The following is a 16,517-nucleotide window of genomic DNA, read 5'->3' as shown; positions in this document are numbered from 1 at the left end:
GCTTATGTGCTCAGGTTGTCGTCAGCGCTTGTGGAATAATCGGAAAATCGCGGCCTCGAATGGGATGAGGCCACCAGATGTAAAAATTAAAGAACCATAGGTAAAAAAGGAGACGTGAAGATTGTTTCCGAAGATGTAACTTAGTTGCTTACACTTTAGTGATAAGCACTCTCGGAAGTGTTCAATATTGAAATAATAGTCAGATAAGACTCCGACTATAATTACTACGACTGCAGCATAGATAGACTTTTCTAAATTATCATTCCGATAGGGTGCGCGTCTTCGGAACAATGCCCAACAGATTGATCCGCTTGAGACAATGGTCAGGAACTGGAGCAGGGCAATATGAGACCATGAGTGGTTGAGCGGCGTGAAGCCAAGGTAGAAATAGGCGTAAAGGATGATAGTGGTAGGGACCAAGAACCCGCCGAAAACAACGTACCAGAGTTCGAAAGCGATCTTCCTGCGATACAGGAACGCGACGATGCAGGCTGCCTCGGCGACAAAATAATAGATCCCGATGTCCATGAACGGGATGCTGGCAATTCTTGTGACGATGTCCTGCAAGAAGGTCTCCCTGTTGGGGCGAAGCGGTCAGGCCGCAATCTGTTGCAATCGACGATCCCGCATGACGCGATACGGATGCTTTCCTGCTACGCGTCGCTGGACCTTCTGGGCGAATAAGATTGCCTGCGACCTGGAAACAACTGCAGCATGCGCAGAGTGGGCCGCGTGATGCCCGTCGTGGTCGTCGTTGATACCTAGCCAACGGGGATCGATATCGTAGTAATCAACACGCTGAGACAATCTCTCACCCTCCCTGATCCTGGCGGCAGTCCGAAGCGGTCCTGCCGAGGATCACTCGAAGTTGCACACCTATAGCGAGAGTTAATATACTGTTATCAGAATATCAACAAGACCTTTCGATCGGAACTTCCGGAAATGGCCCCGTTGCCCAATGTTCGCCTGCCACTGCACGTCCGTCTATCCGGGCGGTAGACGATGCGGCGATGGCCCCGTGTCGCCCGGGGAGGGCGCCAAGGGGTGCGCTTCGCCAACGACTGTAGCGATTACCCGCCCCGACCGGCCGCCCACGGCGTTGCTGGTCTTCGACGGCGACGAGGTCTCGCCCGCCGTGCTGCGCGAGGCCCGGAGGGAGAATCCTTGGCCCATGAATTGTTTGCCGTGTAACTCGGTGAGACCTTGCCCGCTGTGCTGCGTGATGCACCGGAAACCGCGGCACTGCGCGAGGCCCCGCCGTAAGCCTGCGACCGCTGCGCCGGTGAGATATGCTGGGAGGGGCTGTCAAATCCGGTGTTGATACCCGTATAGCCGCTCGTTCTGTACCCGCCGATTTCCGGATCAGGTTTGGTGTACGGATTGGGGTCGTACCGCTGCGGGAAGGCATTCACATGCCATGAATAAGTGGGCAGATCCTTGACCTTGCCGTCGAAGACCTTGTGGAAGGCTGCGCCGATGCCGTAGTTTGCAGCCGCGCCCACGGCGATACCGCCATACGGAACGGCGGGAGCAAAGGGACCGGAAACGGCTGTCAGGGCAGCTGTTCCGAGCGCTATTCCAAAGTCAACTCCGGCGCTAACCCCGTACTGAATGGAGGTTATCGTTAGGCTTTGCCAAGAAGTGTAGCCATCGGCTTGATACTGTTGGGAGTCCAGATAGAAGCCGGCGGCGAACAACGACCTGCTGACGGCGGTACCGAAACCTTTAATGCTCTGAGGATCGTCACGCATCGCGTGACGCGCATTTTCGAAACCCTATCCGAACAACGAGAGAGCGTTTGCGGCTTCTCCGTTCATGTCACGACGTTCACTTACGGCCATCATGGCTCTCCCCGTTATTCACCTGATCTTGCAGCGGCTCGCCTTTGACTTCGTCCGGTGGTTTCGGGCCATAGTCGCTGATAACAACTTTGTCCCGTACTACTCCGTACATATACATCGCAAAAACAACACCAATTATACTTGCTAAATTGTCCGGAATTGGTATGGTAAGAAATATAATCGCCATAATTGCTGGAATTAGAACTATTTTCAACACGGTTTTCGTAGTAAATAGTTCGCTTATGTGCGGCCTCTTTGCCATCTGCGTTCTGTCCACTTTGGTCAACTGTGTTGCTGCATGTTTCTGGCGGCGCATTTCACGTTTTCAATACGCTGGCGAACCAGATACGCGCCAGCGACGACCAACGATCTCCGAACGGCAGTGCCGAAACCCGGGATGTTTTGAGGATCGTCACGCATCGCGCGACGCGCATTCTCAAAACCCCATCCGAACATTGAGAGAGCGTCTGAGGCTTCTCCATTCATGTCGCGACGTTCACTTGCGGCCATCGTGGCTCTCCCCGTTGTGGACTTGATCTTGCTGTGGTTCGCCTTCGGCTTCTTCCGGTGGTTTCGGACCGTAGTCGCTGCCGACCATCACATCAGAAATAATTCCGCCAACATAAACTAGATATGCCAGCACAATAACACCAACTACAATTTCTGCTTGCTCTGGTATGGGTATAATTTGAATCAATAAAATGATACAGATCGGAACAACCAAGGCCTTTATCAACATCGGGCGCGACCATAATTCACTTATATGAGGTCTTTTTGCCATCTTCGTTCCGCACTATTGATCAATTGTGTTACTGTGTGCTCCGGGCCGCCGCATAGGTCACTTCCGCCCCGAGCGTGAACGCGAAATTCGTCCTGTCGAGCACCGCACCGGCGCGCGCCACCGCCGCTACCTTGGAGCCCTTGGTGGCACTTTCAGCGATCTCTTCGAAATCGAGACCGCCCAGAGCCTTGCTGACTTGCGACGCCTTCTTCTGGACGCTCGGTAGCCGCGATGCCGGTCCGAAATTATAGGCGTAGGCAATGTAGCCGCCGAGCGCGAGACGGGCGGCACCGTCAGCCACGGCATAAGGCACCTGCGCAGCGTTGAACGCGCGATTGAGACTCTTAATGGCATCCTGGAGGCGGCGATCCATGTCAGTTCCTTTCGAAGACTTGTGTGTTCGGGCTGTATCAGTGCTTGTTGAGCGATCGGAAGATCATGGCTTCGATCGCCATGAGGCCGAACGATGTCCACACCAAAGAAATGTATGTAATGACCGAGATATGTCGACCGTCTCCGAAAATGTAGCTTAAGGATCGGCATTTTATTGAAACGCATTCATTCGGATAAGGTATATTTGTATAATAATCATAGGCAATTCCTCCAAAAATCATCAGAAGTGCTGCGAGTATAGCCTTAACGGGTTCACCCGTTCCCTCAGGTCTGTACATCTGGAACAGCGTCCACCCGATCCAGCCAGTCGAAACTGTGCTCAGGAACTGGAGCAGCGCGATATGAGACCATGAGTGGTTGAAGGCCGTGAAGCCGAGATAGAAATAGGCGTAGAGGATGATAGTAGTTGGCGGCAGGAGGATGCCGAAAATGAAATACCAATAGACGTAGAAGATCCTCCTGCGATACAGGAACGCGACGATGCAGGCTGCCTCGGCGACAAAATAATAGATCCCGATGTCCATGAACGGGATGCTGGCAATTCTTGTGACGATGTCCTGCAAGAAGGTCTCCCTGTTGGGGCGAAGCGGTCAGGCCGCAATCTGTTGCAATCGACGATCCCGCATGACGCGATACGGATGCTTTCCTGCTACGCGTCGCTGGACCTTCTGGGCGAATAAGATTGCCTGCGACCTGGAAACAACTGCAGCATGCGCAGAGTGGGCCGCGTGATGCCCGTCGTGGTCGTCGTTGATACCTAGCCAACGGGGATCGATATCGTAGTAATCAACACGCTGAGACAATCTCTCACCCTCCCTGATCCTGGCGGCAGTCCGAAGCGGTCCTGCCGAGGATCACTCGAAGTTGCACACCTATAGCGAGAGTTAATATACTGTTATCAGAATATCAAAAAAACCTTTCGATCGGAACTTCCGGAAATGGCCCCGTTGCCCGATGTTCGCCTGCCACTGCACGTCCGTCTATCCGGGCGGTAGACGATGCGGCGATGGCCCCGTGTCGCCCGGGGAGGGCGCCAAGGGGTGCGCTCCGCCAACGACTGTAGCGATTACCCGCCCCGACCGGCCGCCCACGGCGTTGCTGGTCTTCGACGGCGACGAGGTCTTGCCCGCGGTGCTGCGCGAGGCCCGGAGACGCTGCTGATGTTCGAGGAGCGCGAACCGCCGGAGCGGCTGGAGCTTCAGGCATACGCAAGTCTTATCGCAGAAGCCGCCCCTTGCTCTTCGCGTCGACCTTCAGCGCGACGGCAGAGCCTCCCGGGAAATCGGTTCGCGTGGTCCGTTGCCGTTGCAACGGATCAATCGAGATAGTCCGCGGCGATCTCCGCAAAATCAAAGTTGCCTGTGCGGCCACCAATCGTCCGCGCCAGGAAGTCCTCCAGAAACCGCGCGCGCTTTATGTCGGTTTGCCAACGTCGATAGCCATGACCCTCTTTCTCGAAGTAGACAGACTGTACGTCTTTTCCGGCGGATTTGAGTGCGCGTTCGAACTCCTCCGATTGCTCGAAGCCGACGACACGATCTTCTTTGCCGGCGGTAAGAAGGATTGCACCGTCCACGCCATCCGCGTGCGAAATCGGTGAACGCTCTACCATCTTCTGAAGGTCTTCCGCCTTGTCGGGGTCGCCGAAATACCGCTTCATCTCGTCAAGGAACAGGCCCCATGCGAAGGGATTGTTCTGCATCTGATACTTCACGTCGAGCACGGCAGATTCGACCACGGCGGCTTTGAAGACGCCCGGATCGCGGGTCATCGCCAATGCCGCCGCGTAGCCGCCGTAGCTTGCTCCCATGAGGGCCATCGCGTTGCGGTCGGCGATGCCTTGCTCGACAAGCCAGTTGGCGCCATCAATGATGTCGTCCTGCATGGACTCGCCGTACTGACCGTAACCCGCCTCCTGAAACGAGCGCCCGTAGCCGATTGACCCTCTGAAGTTCACAGAGAGAACCGCGTATCCCCGGTTGGCAAGGAACTGCTTCTGGTAATCAAACTGCCAGATGTCACGTTCGGCGGGACCTCCATGAATGAGCACGACAGTTGGCAGGTCCCTGGGTTCCACACCGCGCGGCAAGGTCAGGAACGCGGGGATCTGACGACCGTCACGTGCGACGAACGAAACCGGTCTGGTCTTGGCCAAGCCGTCTCCATGTTTGGTAAAACTTGAGTCCGCGATGAGCCTTGCGATTCCAGCCTCCAGGTCAAAGAGGAAATATCGGAATGGTTCTTCGTTCCTCGATACCGAAAGCGTAACGAAGTGACCGTCCGGCGTTGTACCAAGGATGTTGAAATCAACCGGCTCCTGATCCGGCGCAAGCAGACGCAGGAACGTTTCTCCTCTCCCGGTCAGCCCGACGTAACGAGGATAGCCATCGCGGATGACCGCTACGTCGGCTTCAGTTCCGTCCTTGGCAAGGGTGACGTATTGGTCGACGTCTGTGCGAGAATCCGAGAGCCTTGACGTTGCCGTTCCCGACCGCTCGTCCAGGTCAACGAGCGAAATGAGGTCCCTGCCGCGGTTGTCCAGGACTTCTATTGGCTTGTCCGCGGCTGGGACGCCGGCGACGATCAGCGTTTCACCTGGTTTGGTGCGCGCAAATTCCCGCCACAGCGCCTCGCCGTTTCTGCGAATAAGATAAACACGATCGTCGTTCTCGGACTTGTCGACGCGGATACGCGGTACTCCGTCTGCGGCCACGTACCAGGCTTGCGTCTTGCCCTCGTTGCGCACGAGCAGTTCTTTTCCGCCGCCGTCCGGACGCACGGTATAGAGATCGGCCAGAGCAGGGTCACGGTCGTTGGACACGACGACATTCAGATCATCCGCGGTGCGAGCCTGCCTCAGAATGTCCCAGTTCCGGAAGCCGCGCGGCGTAACGTCGATCCACTGGCTACGGTCGGGAGCGCTTGGGTCCACAGACCACAACCGGTCTTCGCTGACAACTTGCAGCTTGTTTTCGAAATCCGACCAGAAGATCATGTCGGCGGGACTATCGAGTATGGCTATCACTTCGGGTCCACCGCTCCCGATCCGGTCGGCGCGTCCTATGAACACTCTTTCACGTCCCCAGCGCACTCCCCACCAGGCGAGGAGCGACCCGTCGTAAGAGGGAAGGTGCCCCCAAATCGCATCGGTGTCGGCATAGAAATCCCGTACCGGAATGAGATCCGGCAGATGAGCGGCCTGCAATGCGGGGTGAGACGGAGCGCTATCATTGCTTGCCACTGCATACAGGGTAAGAACGATGGCGACGACGGCAATGATGCCCAGCGAGAGGTACGTTATGATTTTCACGCTATTTCTTTCTGACTGCAGCAGGTCCGGTCATTTCACGCAGAGCGTCAAGCCAGCCTCACTCAAGCGTCGCATTGCGTCCAGGGCGCACGTTTCTGGTGTGAAGCTGACGTGATGCAATTTGCAAATCACCTTGGTTTGCGTCAATTGGAAAATCCAACACACGCACTTCATCACTCCTGGGTGCATCCAGTTGTGACCGATGGAGAACAGAGCAAATCCGGTAAGACTGTCCTGGTTCACGGCAACGACGTCGACGCATGCCTCCCTTCCAACCGCCCAGCCCACGACGAACAGAAGAATGTGCGAAAGTAGATCATCGCCTCCGTATCGGACCGGGAAGCCGCCGCAGCACAGAGACTGCTCATGTCCGGCCCTACCGCTTTCTTGGGTCGGTGGGCGTCTCGCCGTAACACTCCGCCGCGAACGCCAGCTTTCCCTTTTCAGCCCATAGCGTGCGTGCCTTTTCGCCCTCATCGCTTTCGAGCTTTTCGGCCATCCAGACGAGCGCGCCATAGATGGTGGCGCGCTCATCGCCGATCAGGTTCACGACACCGGCCTTGACCACGAGGCCGCCGAGTTCGATCAGGTGCCGCGTGCGCCTGCGGCGCTCGACCTGCCACGTCCGCATGTCATGCCGCGCCCGTGCCGCCTGATGGCGGTTGCACGCCGCCCGGTTGCGCTTGAGTGCCGCTGTTGTCGCGACCAGTTGCCGGAGCAGGTCGCCGTGATTTGCTCCGAAACCACGCCGCGCCGCGCCTGGCCCATGCCTCCCTCTTTCCGGCATCCTTCGTCTCGGCGATGGCGACCAGAGCACCCGCCAGTTCCTCGGGGCTGAGGGTATCGGCTCCCGTGGCGATCACCAGTTCGCCGAGTTGCTGCACCTTGCGTGCTTTCAGTTCCCTGGTCTTGTCTTCCAGCGCCTTCAGTTCCGCATCGAAGTCTCTCGGTTTGCGCAATATCGCCTCCATCACCTTCGTTTGTTGTCGATGGAACGATGATAGTTGAGCACCTCGCGGAAGGCTTCCATGTTGCCGGGACGGTCTGGCACGGCTTGGTCCATCCCGAGATTTTTTCGAGGGAGGGCGCGCTTATACGTCGTTCCGACGTGCGCTTTTCCGTGGTGATGTTCGGATCGCGATGGCGATCTATCATCTTCACGTCAAGGTCATTTCCCGTAAGGCGGGCTCAAGTGCGGTGGCGTCCGCCGCCTACCGCTCGGGGCTACGGCTGCACGACGAGCGGATCGATCGCGTGCAGGACTTTTCCGGCAAGCGCGGCGTTGTCCATTCCGAAGTGCTGTTGCCGGAGAATGCGCCCGAACACTGGGGCGACCGCGAGCGGCTGTGGAACGATGTCGAAGCCTTCGAACTGCGCAGGGATGCCCAGCTTGCCCGCGAGGTCGAGTTCGCCCTTCCGCGCGAACTAACACGGGCAGAGGGCATCGAGCTTGCCCGCGACTTCGTTCAGTCCGAATTCGTCGATCAGGGCATGATCGCCGACCTCAACGTGCATTGGGATTTCGCCGAGGATGGAAGTCCCAAACCCCATGCGCATGTCATGCTCACCATGCGGTCAGTCGATGAGAACGGCTTCGGCCCAAAGGTGCGCGAGTGGAACCGAACGGAGATGGTCGAGCGCTGGCGCGAACGCTGGGCGGACCTTGCCAACGAACGCCTTGCCGAACTCGACATCGACGCCCGGATCGACCATCGCAGCCTTGAGGCACAGGGCAGCGACCTGGAGCCGCAGACCCAGATCGGAGCGCCTGCGCAGCGGATCGAGGGCGAGGGGAGAGACGCCGCCGCCAGCGTCAACGACACTGTCATCGACACCGTTGCGGATCGGGCCGAACTGCACCGGGAAATCGCCCGCAACAACGGCGACCGGATCATTGCCGATCCTTCCATTGCACTGGACGCGATCACCCACCAGCAATCGACGTTTACGCATCGGGACATGGCGAGGTTCGCGCACCGCCATAGCGACGGGATCGAGCAGTTCAACGAGGTCATGAGCGCCATGCGCGGCGCCCCCGATCTCGTTGAACTCGGCAAGGATTCTCGCGGCGAGGATCGCTTCACCACCCGCGACATGATCGATACAGAACAGCGCCTGCACCGCGCAGCGGAGATGATGGCGGAGCGGGAACGCCATGCAGTCAGAGATCGGGACCGTGACATGGCTTTGGCGCGGGCTGAAGCGAACGGTCTAAAACTGTCCGGCGAGCAGGCCGAGGCGCTGGTGCATGTTGCGGACGGACGGGATCTCTCCGTCGTCGTCGGCTATGCCGGGACGGGAAAGAGCGCCATGCTCGGCGTCGCCCGCGAGGCATGGGAGGCGGCGGGCTACGAGGTTCGTGGTGCTGCCCTGTCCGGCATTGCGGCGGAGAACCTCGAAAGCGGATCAGGTATTTCCTCGCGCACCATCGCCAGCCTTGAACATGGCTGGGGCCAGGACCGCGACCTGCTCACGTCCCGGCAAATTCTGGTCATCGACGAGGCCGGCATGGTCGGCACGCGCCAGTTGGAGCGCGTGCTCTCCCATGCCGCGGAGGTTGGCGCCAAGGTGGTGCTGGTTGGCGATCCGCAGCAATTGCAGGCCATCGAGGCGGGTGCCGCCTTCCGGTCGATCCACGAACGCCATGGCGGCGTGGAAATCGGCGAGGTGCGCCGCCAGCGCGAGGACTGGCAACGTGACGCCACCCGCGATCTGGCAACGGCCAGGACCGGTGACGCGATCCGCGCCTATGAACGGCGCGGCATGGTACACGCAGCCGAAACGCGCGACGTCGCGCGGAAAAATCTGATCGAGCGGTGGGACCGCGAACGGCAGGAACAGCCGGACAGGAGCCGCATCATCCTCACCCATACCAATGCGGAGGTGCGGGAACTCAACGAGGCAGCCCGCGCGCGGATGCGGGAGGCTGGCGATCTCGGCGATGACGCGCGCGTTGCGGTCGGGCGAGGTGACGGACAGCGGAACGACCGTTCCTTTGCCGCCGGGGATCGTGTCATGTTCCTGCAGAACGAACGCGGGCTTGGCGTGAAGAACGGCACGCTCGGCAGCATCGAACAGGTCAGCGAGACATCCATGAGCGTCCGCACCGATGACGGGCGCAATGTCTCGTTCGACTTCAAGGATTACGACCGCATCGACCACGGCTATGCGGCAACCATCCACAAGGCGCAGGGGATGACGGTGGACCGAACCCATGTGCTGGCGACGCCGGGCATGGATGCCCACGGCAGCTATGTCGCACTGTCGCGTCATCGTGACGGCATGGACCTGCATTACGGCCGCGATGACTTCTCCAGTCAGGACCGGCTTGTCCGTACCCTGTCGCGCGACCGCGCCAAGGACATGGCGTCCGATTACGAGCAGATCGATCCGGCCCGGGACTACGCCGAGCGGCGCGGCATTACCTTCCGCGCCCGCGTCGCCGAGATCATCCACAGGCTTGTGCCGGAGCGGCTGCGGGACGCCGTCGACAATCTGCTGGACGGTCTGCGCTCGCCCGGCGACGCCCTGCCCGGTGCAGGCGTCGTGAAGCAGCCGGAAAGAGGAAGTGCCGGGGAAGTGTCAGAGAGGCCGGCCGGGGGAGACGCGGAGGACGCCTTGCGCCGAGCCCGCACGCGGGCGCTTGTTCGCCATGCCCGCGCGGTGGACGCGATCCTCACCGCACAGGGACAGGGCGAAGCCGCGACTCCGGAGCAGGTGCGGGAACTGCAGGACGCCCGCAAGACCTTCGATGCGGTCCGGCCTCACGGCTGGCAGGATGCCGAAGCCGCCTATCGCAAGGACGCGGACCTTGCCCACGAAGCGGGGACGGGCAAGGTCAACCGCGCCATTCGCGCACTCCAGCTCGAAACCGAAATCCGTGATCGTCCCGAGCGCCGGGCCGACCGCTTCGTGGAGCGCTGGCAGAAGCTCGACCAGACCAGCCATCGCCAGTACAGGGAAGGCGACATGTCCGGTTACAGGGCCAGCCGCTCCGCGATGGGTGATATGGCGAACAGCCTCCAACGGGACCCGCAGCTCGAATCCATCCTCGCCAACCGCAAGCGGGACCTCGGTATCAGCGGTGATTTCGGGGCAGGTCGTAGCTTCGGACGGGAACTCGCCTTGTATCACGGGCTCGGCAGAGGCCTCGGGCTCGGGCTTTGATCCATGACGGCGATTGACGCTCAGCCGGAACTTCTATCGGAACAAGGGGGGTGTATCAGCTGTCAATCGACGCGAACTGATCGAATGGCCGGAATGGGGCCGCGAGCAGACTGGCTGGTTCTGGGAACGAAATGAGCTAAGCTGACATTCTGTTCGGCGTTTTCTGTGCATCCACGTTGCGGGCCTTTAAGATCTGACGGTCTGGTTGCCCACGGTTCTACCATCACCTACTGTCGCGACGATTTCTTGACGTGCCAAACTGCGCTAGGCTGCGACTATCCAGGATGCAAATTGTGTAGGGGGACCGGTGCCTAACAAGATCACTGAGGATGCGAATGCGGTAGTTAGGCGGTACACCTCGATTCCGGCCGTCATTGACACACTCCGGCGAAAACAGCTTGCAATCCTCGATCCAAGGAATTGGGACGACAAGAACGACAGGCATTTTATGGAGCTCTACAAAGAGCACAAGAATGCCGGAGGACTATATGGCCTGTGCGCGGCCAACTGCAGCGAGACCTATCATCACTGGAAGGTCTTCACCGGAGGAGGCACTGGCGGTGCCTGCTTAGTTCTCAAGCGCCAGAAGCTGGAACGCCACTTGAACGCTGTGGAGATGCCTGAGGTCACAAACATTCGTTTCGGCGATGTAGAGTACCTTGAGCTCGACAAGGTTCGAGAGCTAAGTCCTCACGATATGAATAGGCTCCCCTTTTTGAAGCGGGCGGGTTTTACCGACGAAGACGAGTACCGCATTGTCATCGAAACGACCAAAGATGACCAAGGAGCGGTATTTATCGACTGCCCAACAAACTGGATCCGCCGCATCTACCTCAACCCGTGGCTACCCAAGTCGCAAGCCGAAAGCCTAATCGCAACGTTAAAAGAACTGCCGGGATGTAAGAATGTCGACGTCCGACGGTCCTATTTGATCGATAGCACGACGTGGAAGAAAGCGGGCGACAAGGCAGCGGGAAAGAAGACGTCGAGGACACTGAAGCTGAAAATCCCGGCGGCGAAATCAAGCCCCAACGCGAAAGTTAAATCCACAAAAGGGACTACCGGCCGATAGCTGTCTTCTCCCGAACCTGTCGCCAACCTGTGGCAGACCATCTGCCTCTCATACGTTTTTGGGCTAATATCTTTTGCCTACTCGGCTGGACTGGATGATAAATCGCCATAGAGGAAGCGCGTCGCTCTTATAGTTCGGATCTATCAGGGGGCGAAACCAGCCTGGCACCATATCCGCCTCGGTTTAAACGAGACCATCAAAGCCGATCGTCTGCTCTGCGCAGAATCGCGACAACACGGTGCTGGGAATGCCGATCATTTCGAAACTATGACCGTCGTTTGACCGCTCTCGGGGGTCCAATTGAAATCGACAGTTACCGATAGGTCGGTTTCCGCTGTAGGCGAGCAGATGTTAACGGGGGCAACCAAAATTGAAATGGCAGGATTGGCTGACCCTTTCGCCTGAAGCATTCGAGACCCGGCTGCGTCATCGTCTGGACGGGACGTGGGAGTTCGACGACATCGTTGACCTCTACAATGAACTGATCGCGGTCTGTGACCACAATGCCCGGCATGTAGCGGAGGTGGCAAAGGTAGTCGCTTCCTTGATGCAGCAGCGCGACCTACATTGGGAGCGGCGGCTGTTCCTTGAACTGACGGCCCGTGCCGGGTATACGGCCGGGGATGTCCGCGGGGCATTCGAGGCGCTTGAAACGCTCGCCCGCGTCGACGACACCGATGATACGCGTGAGACCGTGCTCGAGATCGTGCGGGTCGCGGTGGAGGATGCGGATTCAGTCGCGTCGAGCATAGACCACCGTCCGGTGGTGTTCCGCGCTGCAGCCAGGCTGCTGGAGTTCTATGATCTCTGGGAAGAGCTCGGCGATCTAAAGCTGCGGAGCGCACTGCTCTACTCCCAGCATGGAGCGTCGCAGGTGGCGTATCGCATTATTGACGACGTCGAGAACCTGGCTCGTGAAAAGGGGGCGCTGCCCCTATTGGCGCGAGCGCTTCAGACCGTGGTTGCCGTATCCTGTGACGAAGGCGATGCAGATTTTGCGGTCGGGGCGGGCAGACAAGCGGTTGCAATGCTTGCAGAACTCAACGCCGAAGCGCTGCCGGATCTGCTTGGCAACCTCGGCACAGCGTTCATGCGGACCGGGGATACCGAGAACGGGGAAGTGTATCTGCGGCGCGCACTGGACGCACTGCCGGCCAATGGTGACACCCGCCAAATCCTGATGGTCAATCTTGCAGCGTGCTTGCGCCAAGCCGGCAAACCAGGCGATGCACAGGCAATGATTGCCGACGCAAGGGCATTGCACGACGCCACATGTTCCCCGGAGGCCCTGCTTGAGTTGGAACTTGTTGCCGCAAAAATCTACGCGGAATGCGGCGACACCGGTGCGGTTGCCACCGCGCTCGCCGCCGCTGCGCGCGCATTTGACGAAATGTTGCGTGATGTCCTGCGCTTCCATCATCGGCGTGGCCTGCGCGAGCGCTACCTTCCACGGTTCGACAATCTGATGGCCGCTTTGCCGGAAGAGGGACCGGCCGCTGATGTGATCGAGGCACTTGTTGCTTGCCGGGGCAATGCGCTCGGCGACTGGCTGGCGCTGCTCGACTGGACCCGGAAGACAATCCCCTTGGTGCAGGCAGACGAGGCAGTCGCGCTCGAACAGACGCTCGACGGTCTGCGTGGCGAGGGAGTGCCGCACCTGTTCGGAATTCTCGAGAAATATGACGATGTCTGGGGACCGCGAAATCCGGTCGGCCTTCATTGGGACAGGCTCTCCCGGATCATCGCGACACTTGATGGCCGTTCGGGTCCGGCCCTAAGGCAAGCTGGCCAAAATGCGATGATCGAAGCGGTTACAGGGCGGCTGGCCGAAGGACACTGCATCATGGCGATAAGCCATGCGGGCGAGCCGCTACTGTGGTCGTTCTATGGCGACCGTTACCGGCGGACCACCCTGCCCGCGTACACGCGGTCCGACTGGGAAGCGGCGGTGCTGCGGTTCTCGCAAGGCCAGATCGGTCGACAAGACTTTGCCGCTGCGCTTGATGGGTGGCTGGACGCGGTGTTTCCGCTGCTCAGGCCAGTCCTCGACGACCTTGCCGCAAGCGGTGTGCGCTCGATCCGTTATCTGCAAGATTTCGGTCCGTCCCCGCCGGTGACCGCGCTCGCGATGCGGCACCAAGGCCTCCTTGAACGCATGCGGCACGGCCTGTTCGAGGTCCGGCTCGTGGCGGCACTGGTGCTGTCGTCCGAGCATCCGCAGATCAGCGGGGGCGTCGCCGCGATCGTCGATTGTGACGGCGAGCTGTTGCTGCCCCGCCACGAGGTCGTAGCATTCGCGGAGGCGGCGAAGCTCCCGTCACCAATTGTCATCGATACCGGCGCGACGGGAGAACTCCCTGAACTAATCGGCGATGCACAGGTGCTGTTGGTCTCGACCCACGGTACGCCGGTCAGCAGCTACGCCGATCCGTATTTCGCCTCAATTGGCGGCAAGGCATCTCATCCGGTCTCGATCAGCCGGCTGCAGGCACATGGCGATCGCCTCGAACTGCGCCTCGTGTTGCTCAACGCCTGTTATTCCGGTGCGGGATCGGCCCGGAATTTCCAACAGCGGTTCCGAACAGCCGACGCAGTGAGCTTTCCGGCATGGTCGTTGCTCAACGGCCACGCAATCGCCTGTGCCAGCGCCTGGCGGACTAGTGACACAGCGCAGTATCTGTTCTCACGGTTTGCGGGAGAGGGGCTTGGAGCCGGTCAGTCGCCCTCCGGCGCGGTGTCCTCGGCGATGGCACGTCTTCACTTGGCGACGCAGGACGAGGCAATCGCCGCCCTTTCTGTTATTGTCGATCAGACCGACCGAGCGACAGCTATCGGACGACTTCATAAAGCGCCGCAGCACGGCGCATTCAGCCATCCCTATATAAGCGGTGCTATGACGATCCACAGCCTACTTTGACTTCTGCTAGGAAAAATCCGAGCGTTGGCGCGGATTTTCGCCCGCCGTGCAACTAGATCTATACCGTCATGCACAGGACGGGGGGCGCCAGTTTTCAACTATCGCCGGTCCGGCTGCAAAGCCGCTGGTCTGGGGGCGCATGTCCACTTTTGGGCGATGGATCGCGAAGCTTCAATGACCGATATGAAGGCGCAAAGCGACCGGAGGCTCCGCCTCTTATCCATGACGGCGACTGACGCTCGGACATCCTGATGGTCACCGCGCGGTTCAGTTCTCATGTTCCCGAGCCGTAGAGACCATCGAGATGCGCAGCGCAGATTGCGGCGGCGGTTTCTTGCAACACCGTCACACGCTCGACCAGCCAGGCCAGTTCCTCGTCGGTGATGTCGAAGCGGTGCGAATAGCGGGCATCGACATAGGCCCGGTCGAGGCGGGCGAAGCACTGCCGGGCAAAACGGCTGTCTCTTGGCCAGACCGCGATCAGCAGGGGTGCTGCCCGCTCCGCATGCGTGCGCAGGCAGGCGAGCCGGTGAGATTTCGGGCTGTGGCACGTCAGGACGTGCAGGACGCCATGATAGAACCGTTCGACGGTCTGATGCAGGTCGAAGGCTGCCTCCCTGTCGTAACCGCGTTCCATGGCCTGTTTCGCCAGTTCGAAGCGGCGGGTGGCAATCGGGAACCAATACCCGAACTGCCGGCACGCTTCGGCCTTGACGGCTTCCGCGTCCAGCGGCTTCGGCGTGACAAGCGGAAAGCCCGCCGCCTCGCAGAGCAGTATGCCGTCGCGGACGATGTCCACGAAGAACGGCCGGCCGTGGGCGAGCTGGTCGTTGAGGTCCATGATCGAATGGACGATGGATTCGACCGGCGTTTCCAGATGCCCGGTGACCGTCCGTTCCCGCAGGATGCGCTCTGTGGCCCGGTTCCAGAAACGTGAATCGGCAAAGGTCTTCGTGCTGACGACGACGAGCAGGTCAAAACCGGAACGATCATCACTCTTGCGGTCCTCGCCCCGATCGCCGCGTGCATGGGAGCCGAAGAGCATGAGCTTGAGGATACGGCCACCCTTCCTCTTCTCCGATAGCTTGCCCCTTTGCGCGTCCTCGAATTCGTCGAAGAGAATTCGTGCGACCCGTTCCAGCTCGCGGCGTTTGTTCTCGGGGAGATGGCCGAGCCGTTCAGGCACGGTCACGTCCACGGCGGCCTCCGATGCGAGCGCGCGACAGAGGGTTTTGCCGTCCCGTTCTCAGGTGGAGGCCTCATGGCCGAAACCGCCGGTCCCCCGATCGGGCTGTTCATGGCGCAACGCCACTGGCTCCACGCCGCCCTATGCGCGCGAGGTCACCAAGCGCCGAGCGGATCTGGGGCCAGGGAAACTCGGAGCCATCATCCAATATTTTGCCTTCGCGCAGCACGGCGTCGAGCTTGGCCGCTATACCGGCCAGCGATGTTGCGGGTGTAGCGGCCATGGCGTCGAGCAGGTCCGACGCCCGGTCGGCAGCGTCCCGCTCGGCCCGCACGGTGGCCGAGTAGCCGATTTCCCAGTCGGCTCCGTCCCATTGCGTCTCCCGAGACGCAAACTCGGCCTCGGCCTTCGCGCAAGCCGCCGCCTCTTCAGGCGCAAGACGGAGTACATCGGCGATCGCCTCGCGGGAATAGACCGCCACAGGCTCGCCGTCGGACAGTTGGATGAGGGCAAAAGGAAAGCCGATGGTTTCCGCGAGTTGCCGTTCGAGGCCTTGCTGCTGACGACAAAGGCGTTCGGTGAGACGGCGGGCATCCTGCCATTCGTGCCATAGCGTCAGCACCGGGTCGGCGGATTCTTCTTCCACTATCGAACCGCCGGCAAAGGCGCCGGAGCCCCATGTTCCTACCGCGATGGCGGTCCCGGCCAGCACCTTCCTGCGGGTGACGAAAGGCAAAGTCGTGGTATTGTCAGAATCAGATGGGGTATTCGGCTTCGAGCCCCATCTTCACGGTGGAGAAGGTGTGTCGTTTCGAGTTGATGGTAATGTAGTCTGAGCAATCAGTTTGCC

The 16,517-nt window shown here is 59.8% G+C and carries 15 protein-coding genes; 3 read left to right on the top strand and 12 right to left on the bottom strand.

Annotation, left to right across the window (positions count from 1 at the left end; all coding sequences use genetic code 11):
* Positions 1–21 precede the first annotated feature (21 nt).
* From NHF53_RS10085 to NHF53_RS10040, 10 genes are all read right to left on the bottom strand, one after another.
* On the bottom strand, positions 22–567 hold the full coding sequence (locus NHF53_RS10085; RefSeq protein WP_252834070.1) for a hypothetical protein: 546 nt from the start codon (positions 565–567) through the stop codon (positions 22–24).
* A gap of 503 nt (positions 568–1,070) precedes the next feature.
* On the bottom strand, positions 1,071–1,751 hold the full coding sequence (locus NHF53_RS10080) for a hypothetical protein (protein ID WP_252834069.1): 681 nt from the start codon (positions 1,749–1,751) through the stop codon (positions 1,071–1,073).
* Between the two features lie 76 nt (positions 1,752–1,827).
* Positions 1,828–2,157, bottom strand: coding sequence for a hypothetical protein (locus NHF53_RS10075; protein WP_252834068.1), 330 nt, complete (start codon positions 2,155–2,157; stop codon positions 1,828–1,830).
* Positions 2,124–2,351 (bottom strand): hypothetical protein, encoded by a 228-nt coding sequence (locus tag NHF53_RS10070; protein WP_252834067.1) that lies wholly within the window; start codon positions 2,349–2,351, stop codon positions 2,124–2,126. The genes NHF53_RS10075 and NHF53_RS10070 overlap by 34 nt, the downstream gene beginning before the upstream one ends.
* On the bottom strand, positions 2,338–2,622 hold the full coding sequence (locus NHF53_RS10065; RefSeq protein WP_252834066.1) for a hypothetical protein: 285 nt from the start codon (positions 2,620–2,622) through the stop codon (positions 2,338–2,340). Before NHF53_RS10065 ends, NHF53_RS10070 begins: the two co-directional genes overlap by 14 nt.
* A 28-nt stretch (positions 2,623–2,650) precedes the next feature.
* Positions 2,651–2,995, bottom strand: coding sequence for a hypothetical protein (locus NHF53_RS10060; protein WP_252834065.1), 345 nt, complete (start codon positions 2,993–2,995; stop codon positions 2,651–2,653).
* Positions 2,996–3,032: 37 nt separating this feature from the next.
* The gene (locus tag NHF53_RS10055) at positions 3,033–3,578 is read right to left on the bottom strand and encodes a hypothetical protein (protein ID WP_252834064.1); all 546 of its coding nucleotides are present in this window, start codon (positions 3,576–3,578) and stop codon (positions 3,033–3,035) included.
* 752 nt (positions 3,579–4,330) lie between these two features.
* Positions 4,331–6,325 (bottom strand): S9 family peptidase, encoded by a 1,995-nt coding sequence (locus NHF53_RS10050; protein WP_252834063.1) that lies wholly within the window; start codon positions 6,323–6,325, stop codon positions 4,331–4,333.
* Between the two features lie 376 nt (positions 6,326–6,701).
* Positions 6,702–6,956 carry a conjugal transfer protein TraD gene (locus NHF53_RS10045; protein ID WP_252834062.1) on the bottom strand — a complete coding sequence of 85 codons (255 nt, stop codon included), beginning with the start codon at positions 6,954–6,956 and terminating at the stop codon, positions 6,702–6,704.
* Between the two features lies 1 nt (position 6,957).
* Complete coding sequence (locus tag NHF53_RS10040) at positions 6,958–7,284, bottom strand: conjugal transfer protein TraD (protein ID WP_252834061.1); 327 nt, start codon at positions 7,282–7,284, stop codon at positions 6,958–6,960.
* A 181-nt stretch (positions 7,285–7,465) separates the two neighbouring features.
* On the opposite strand from NHF53_RS10040, the gene traA reads away from it, so the two are divergent.
* From traA to NHF53_RS10025, 3 genes are all read left to right on the top strand, one after another.
* Positions 7,466–10,492, top strand: a complete 3,027-nt coding sequence (traA, locus tag NHF53_RS10035; protein ID WP_252834060.1) for a Ti-type conjugative transfer relaxase TraA — start codon at positions 7,466–7,468, stop codon at positions 10,490–10,492.
* Positions 10,493–10,799: 307 nt separating this feature from the next.
* Positions 10,800–11,564: a hypothetical protein gene (locus tag NHF53_RS10030; RefSeq protein ID WP_252834059.1), complete on the top strand. Its 765-nt coding sequence runs from the start codon at positions 10,800–10,802 to the stop codon at positions 11,562–11,564.
* 370 nt (positions 11,565–11,934) lie between these two features.
* Positions 11,935–14,481: a tetratricopeptide repeat protein gene (locus NHF53_RS10025; RefSeq protein ID WP_252834058.1), complete on the top strand. Its 2,547-nt coding sequence runs from the start codon at positions 11,935–11,937 to the stop codon at positions 14,479–14,481.
* 274 nt (positions 14,482–14,755) lie between these two features.
* On the opposite strand, the gene NHF53_RS10020 is transcribed toward NHF53_RS10025, so the two are convergent.
* The gene (locus NHF53_RS10020; RefSeq protein WP_308218648.1) at positions 14,756–15,679 is read right to left on the bottom strand and encodes a HEPN domain-containing protein; all 924 of its coding nucleotides are present in this window, start codon (positions 15,677–15,679) and stop codon (positions 14,756–14,758) included.
* 97 nt (positions 15,680–15,776) lie between these two features.
* Positions 15,777–16,403, bottom strand: a complete 627-nt coding sequence (locus tag NHF53_RS10015) for a hypothetical protein (protein ID WP_252834057.1) — start codon at positions 16,401–16,403, stop codon at positions 15,777–15,779.
* Between the last annotated feature and the right edge of the window lie 114 nt (positions 16,404–16,517).

This window comes from Ciceribacter sp. RN22 (genome assembly GCF_024054295.1).
In the GTDB taxonomy this organism is placed as follows: Bacteria; Pseudomonadota; Alphaproteobacteria; order Rhizobiales; family Rhizobiaceae; genus Allorhizobium; species Allorhizobium lividum.
The sequence above is the reverse complement of the archived record's forward strand: the minus strand, read 5'-3'. Positions and strand labels throughout refer to the sequence as shown.

Excerpts from the sequence above, each read along its gene's own strand:
- NHF53_RS10080 (WP_252834069.1), bottom strand. The coding sequence starts at position 1,751 with ATGCGTGACGATCCTCAGAGCATTAAAGGTTTCGGTACCGCCGTCAGC.
- NHF53_RS10075 (WP_252834068.1), bottom strand. The coding sequence starts at position 2,157 with ATGCGCCGCCAGAAACATGCAGCAACACAGTTGACCAAAGTGGACAGA.
- NHF53_RS10070 (WP_252834067.1), bottom strand. The coding sequence starts at position 2,351 with ATGGCCGCAAGTGAACGTCGCGACATGAATGGAGAAGCCTCAGACGCT.
- NHF53_RS10065 (WP_252834066.1), bottom strand. The coding sequence starts at position 2,622 with ATGGCAAAAAGACCTCATATAAGTGAATTATGGTCGCGCCCGATGTTG.
- NHF53_RS10060 (WP_252834065.1), bottom strand. The coding sequence starts at position 2,995 with ATGGATCGCCGCCTCCAGGATGCCATTAAGAGTCTCAATCGCGCGTTC.
- NHF53_RS10045 (WP_252834062.1), bottom strand. The coding sequence starts at position 6,956 with ATGCGGACGTGGCAGGTCGAGCGCCGCAGGCGCACGCGGCACCTGATC.
- traA (WP_252834060.1), top strand. The coding sequence starts at position 7,466 with ATGGCGATCTATCATCTTCACGTCAAGGTCATTTCCCGTAAGGCGGGC.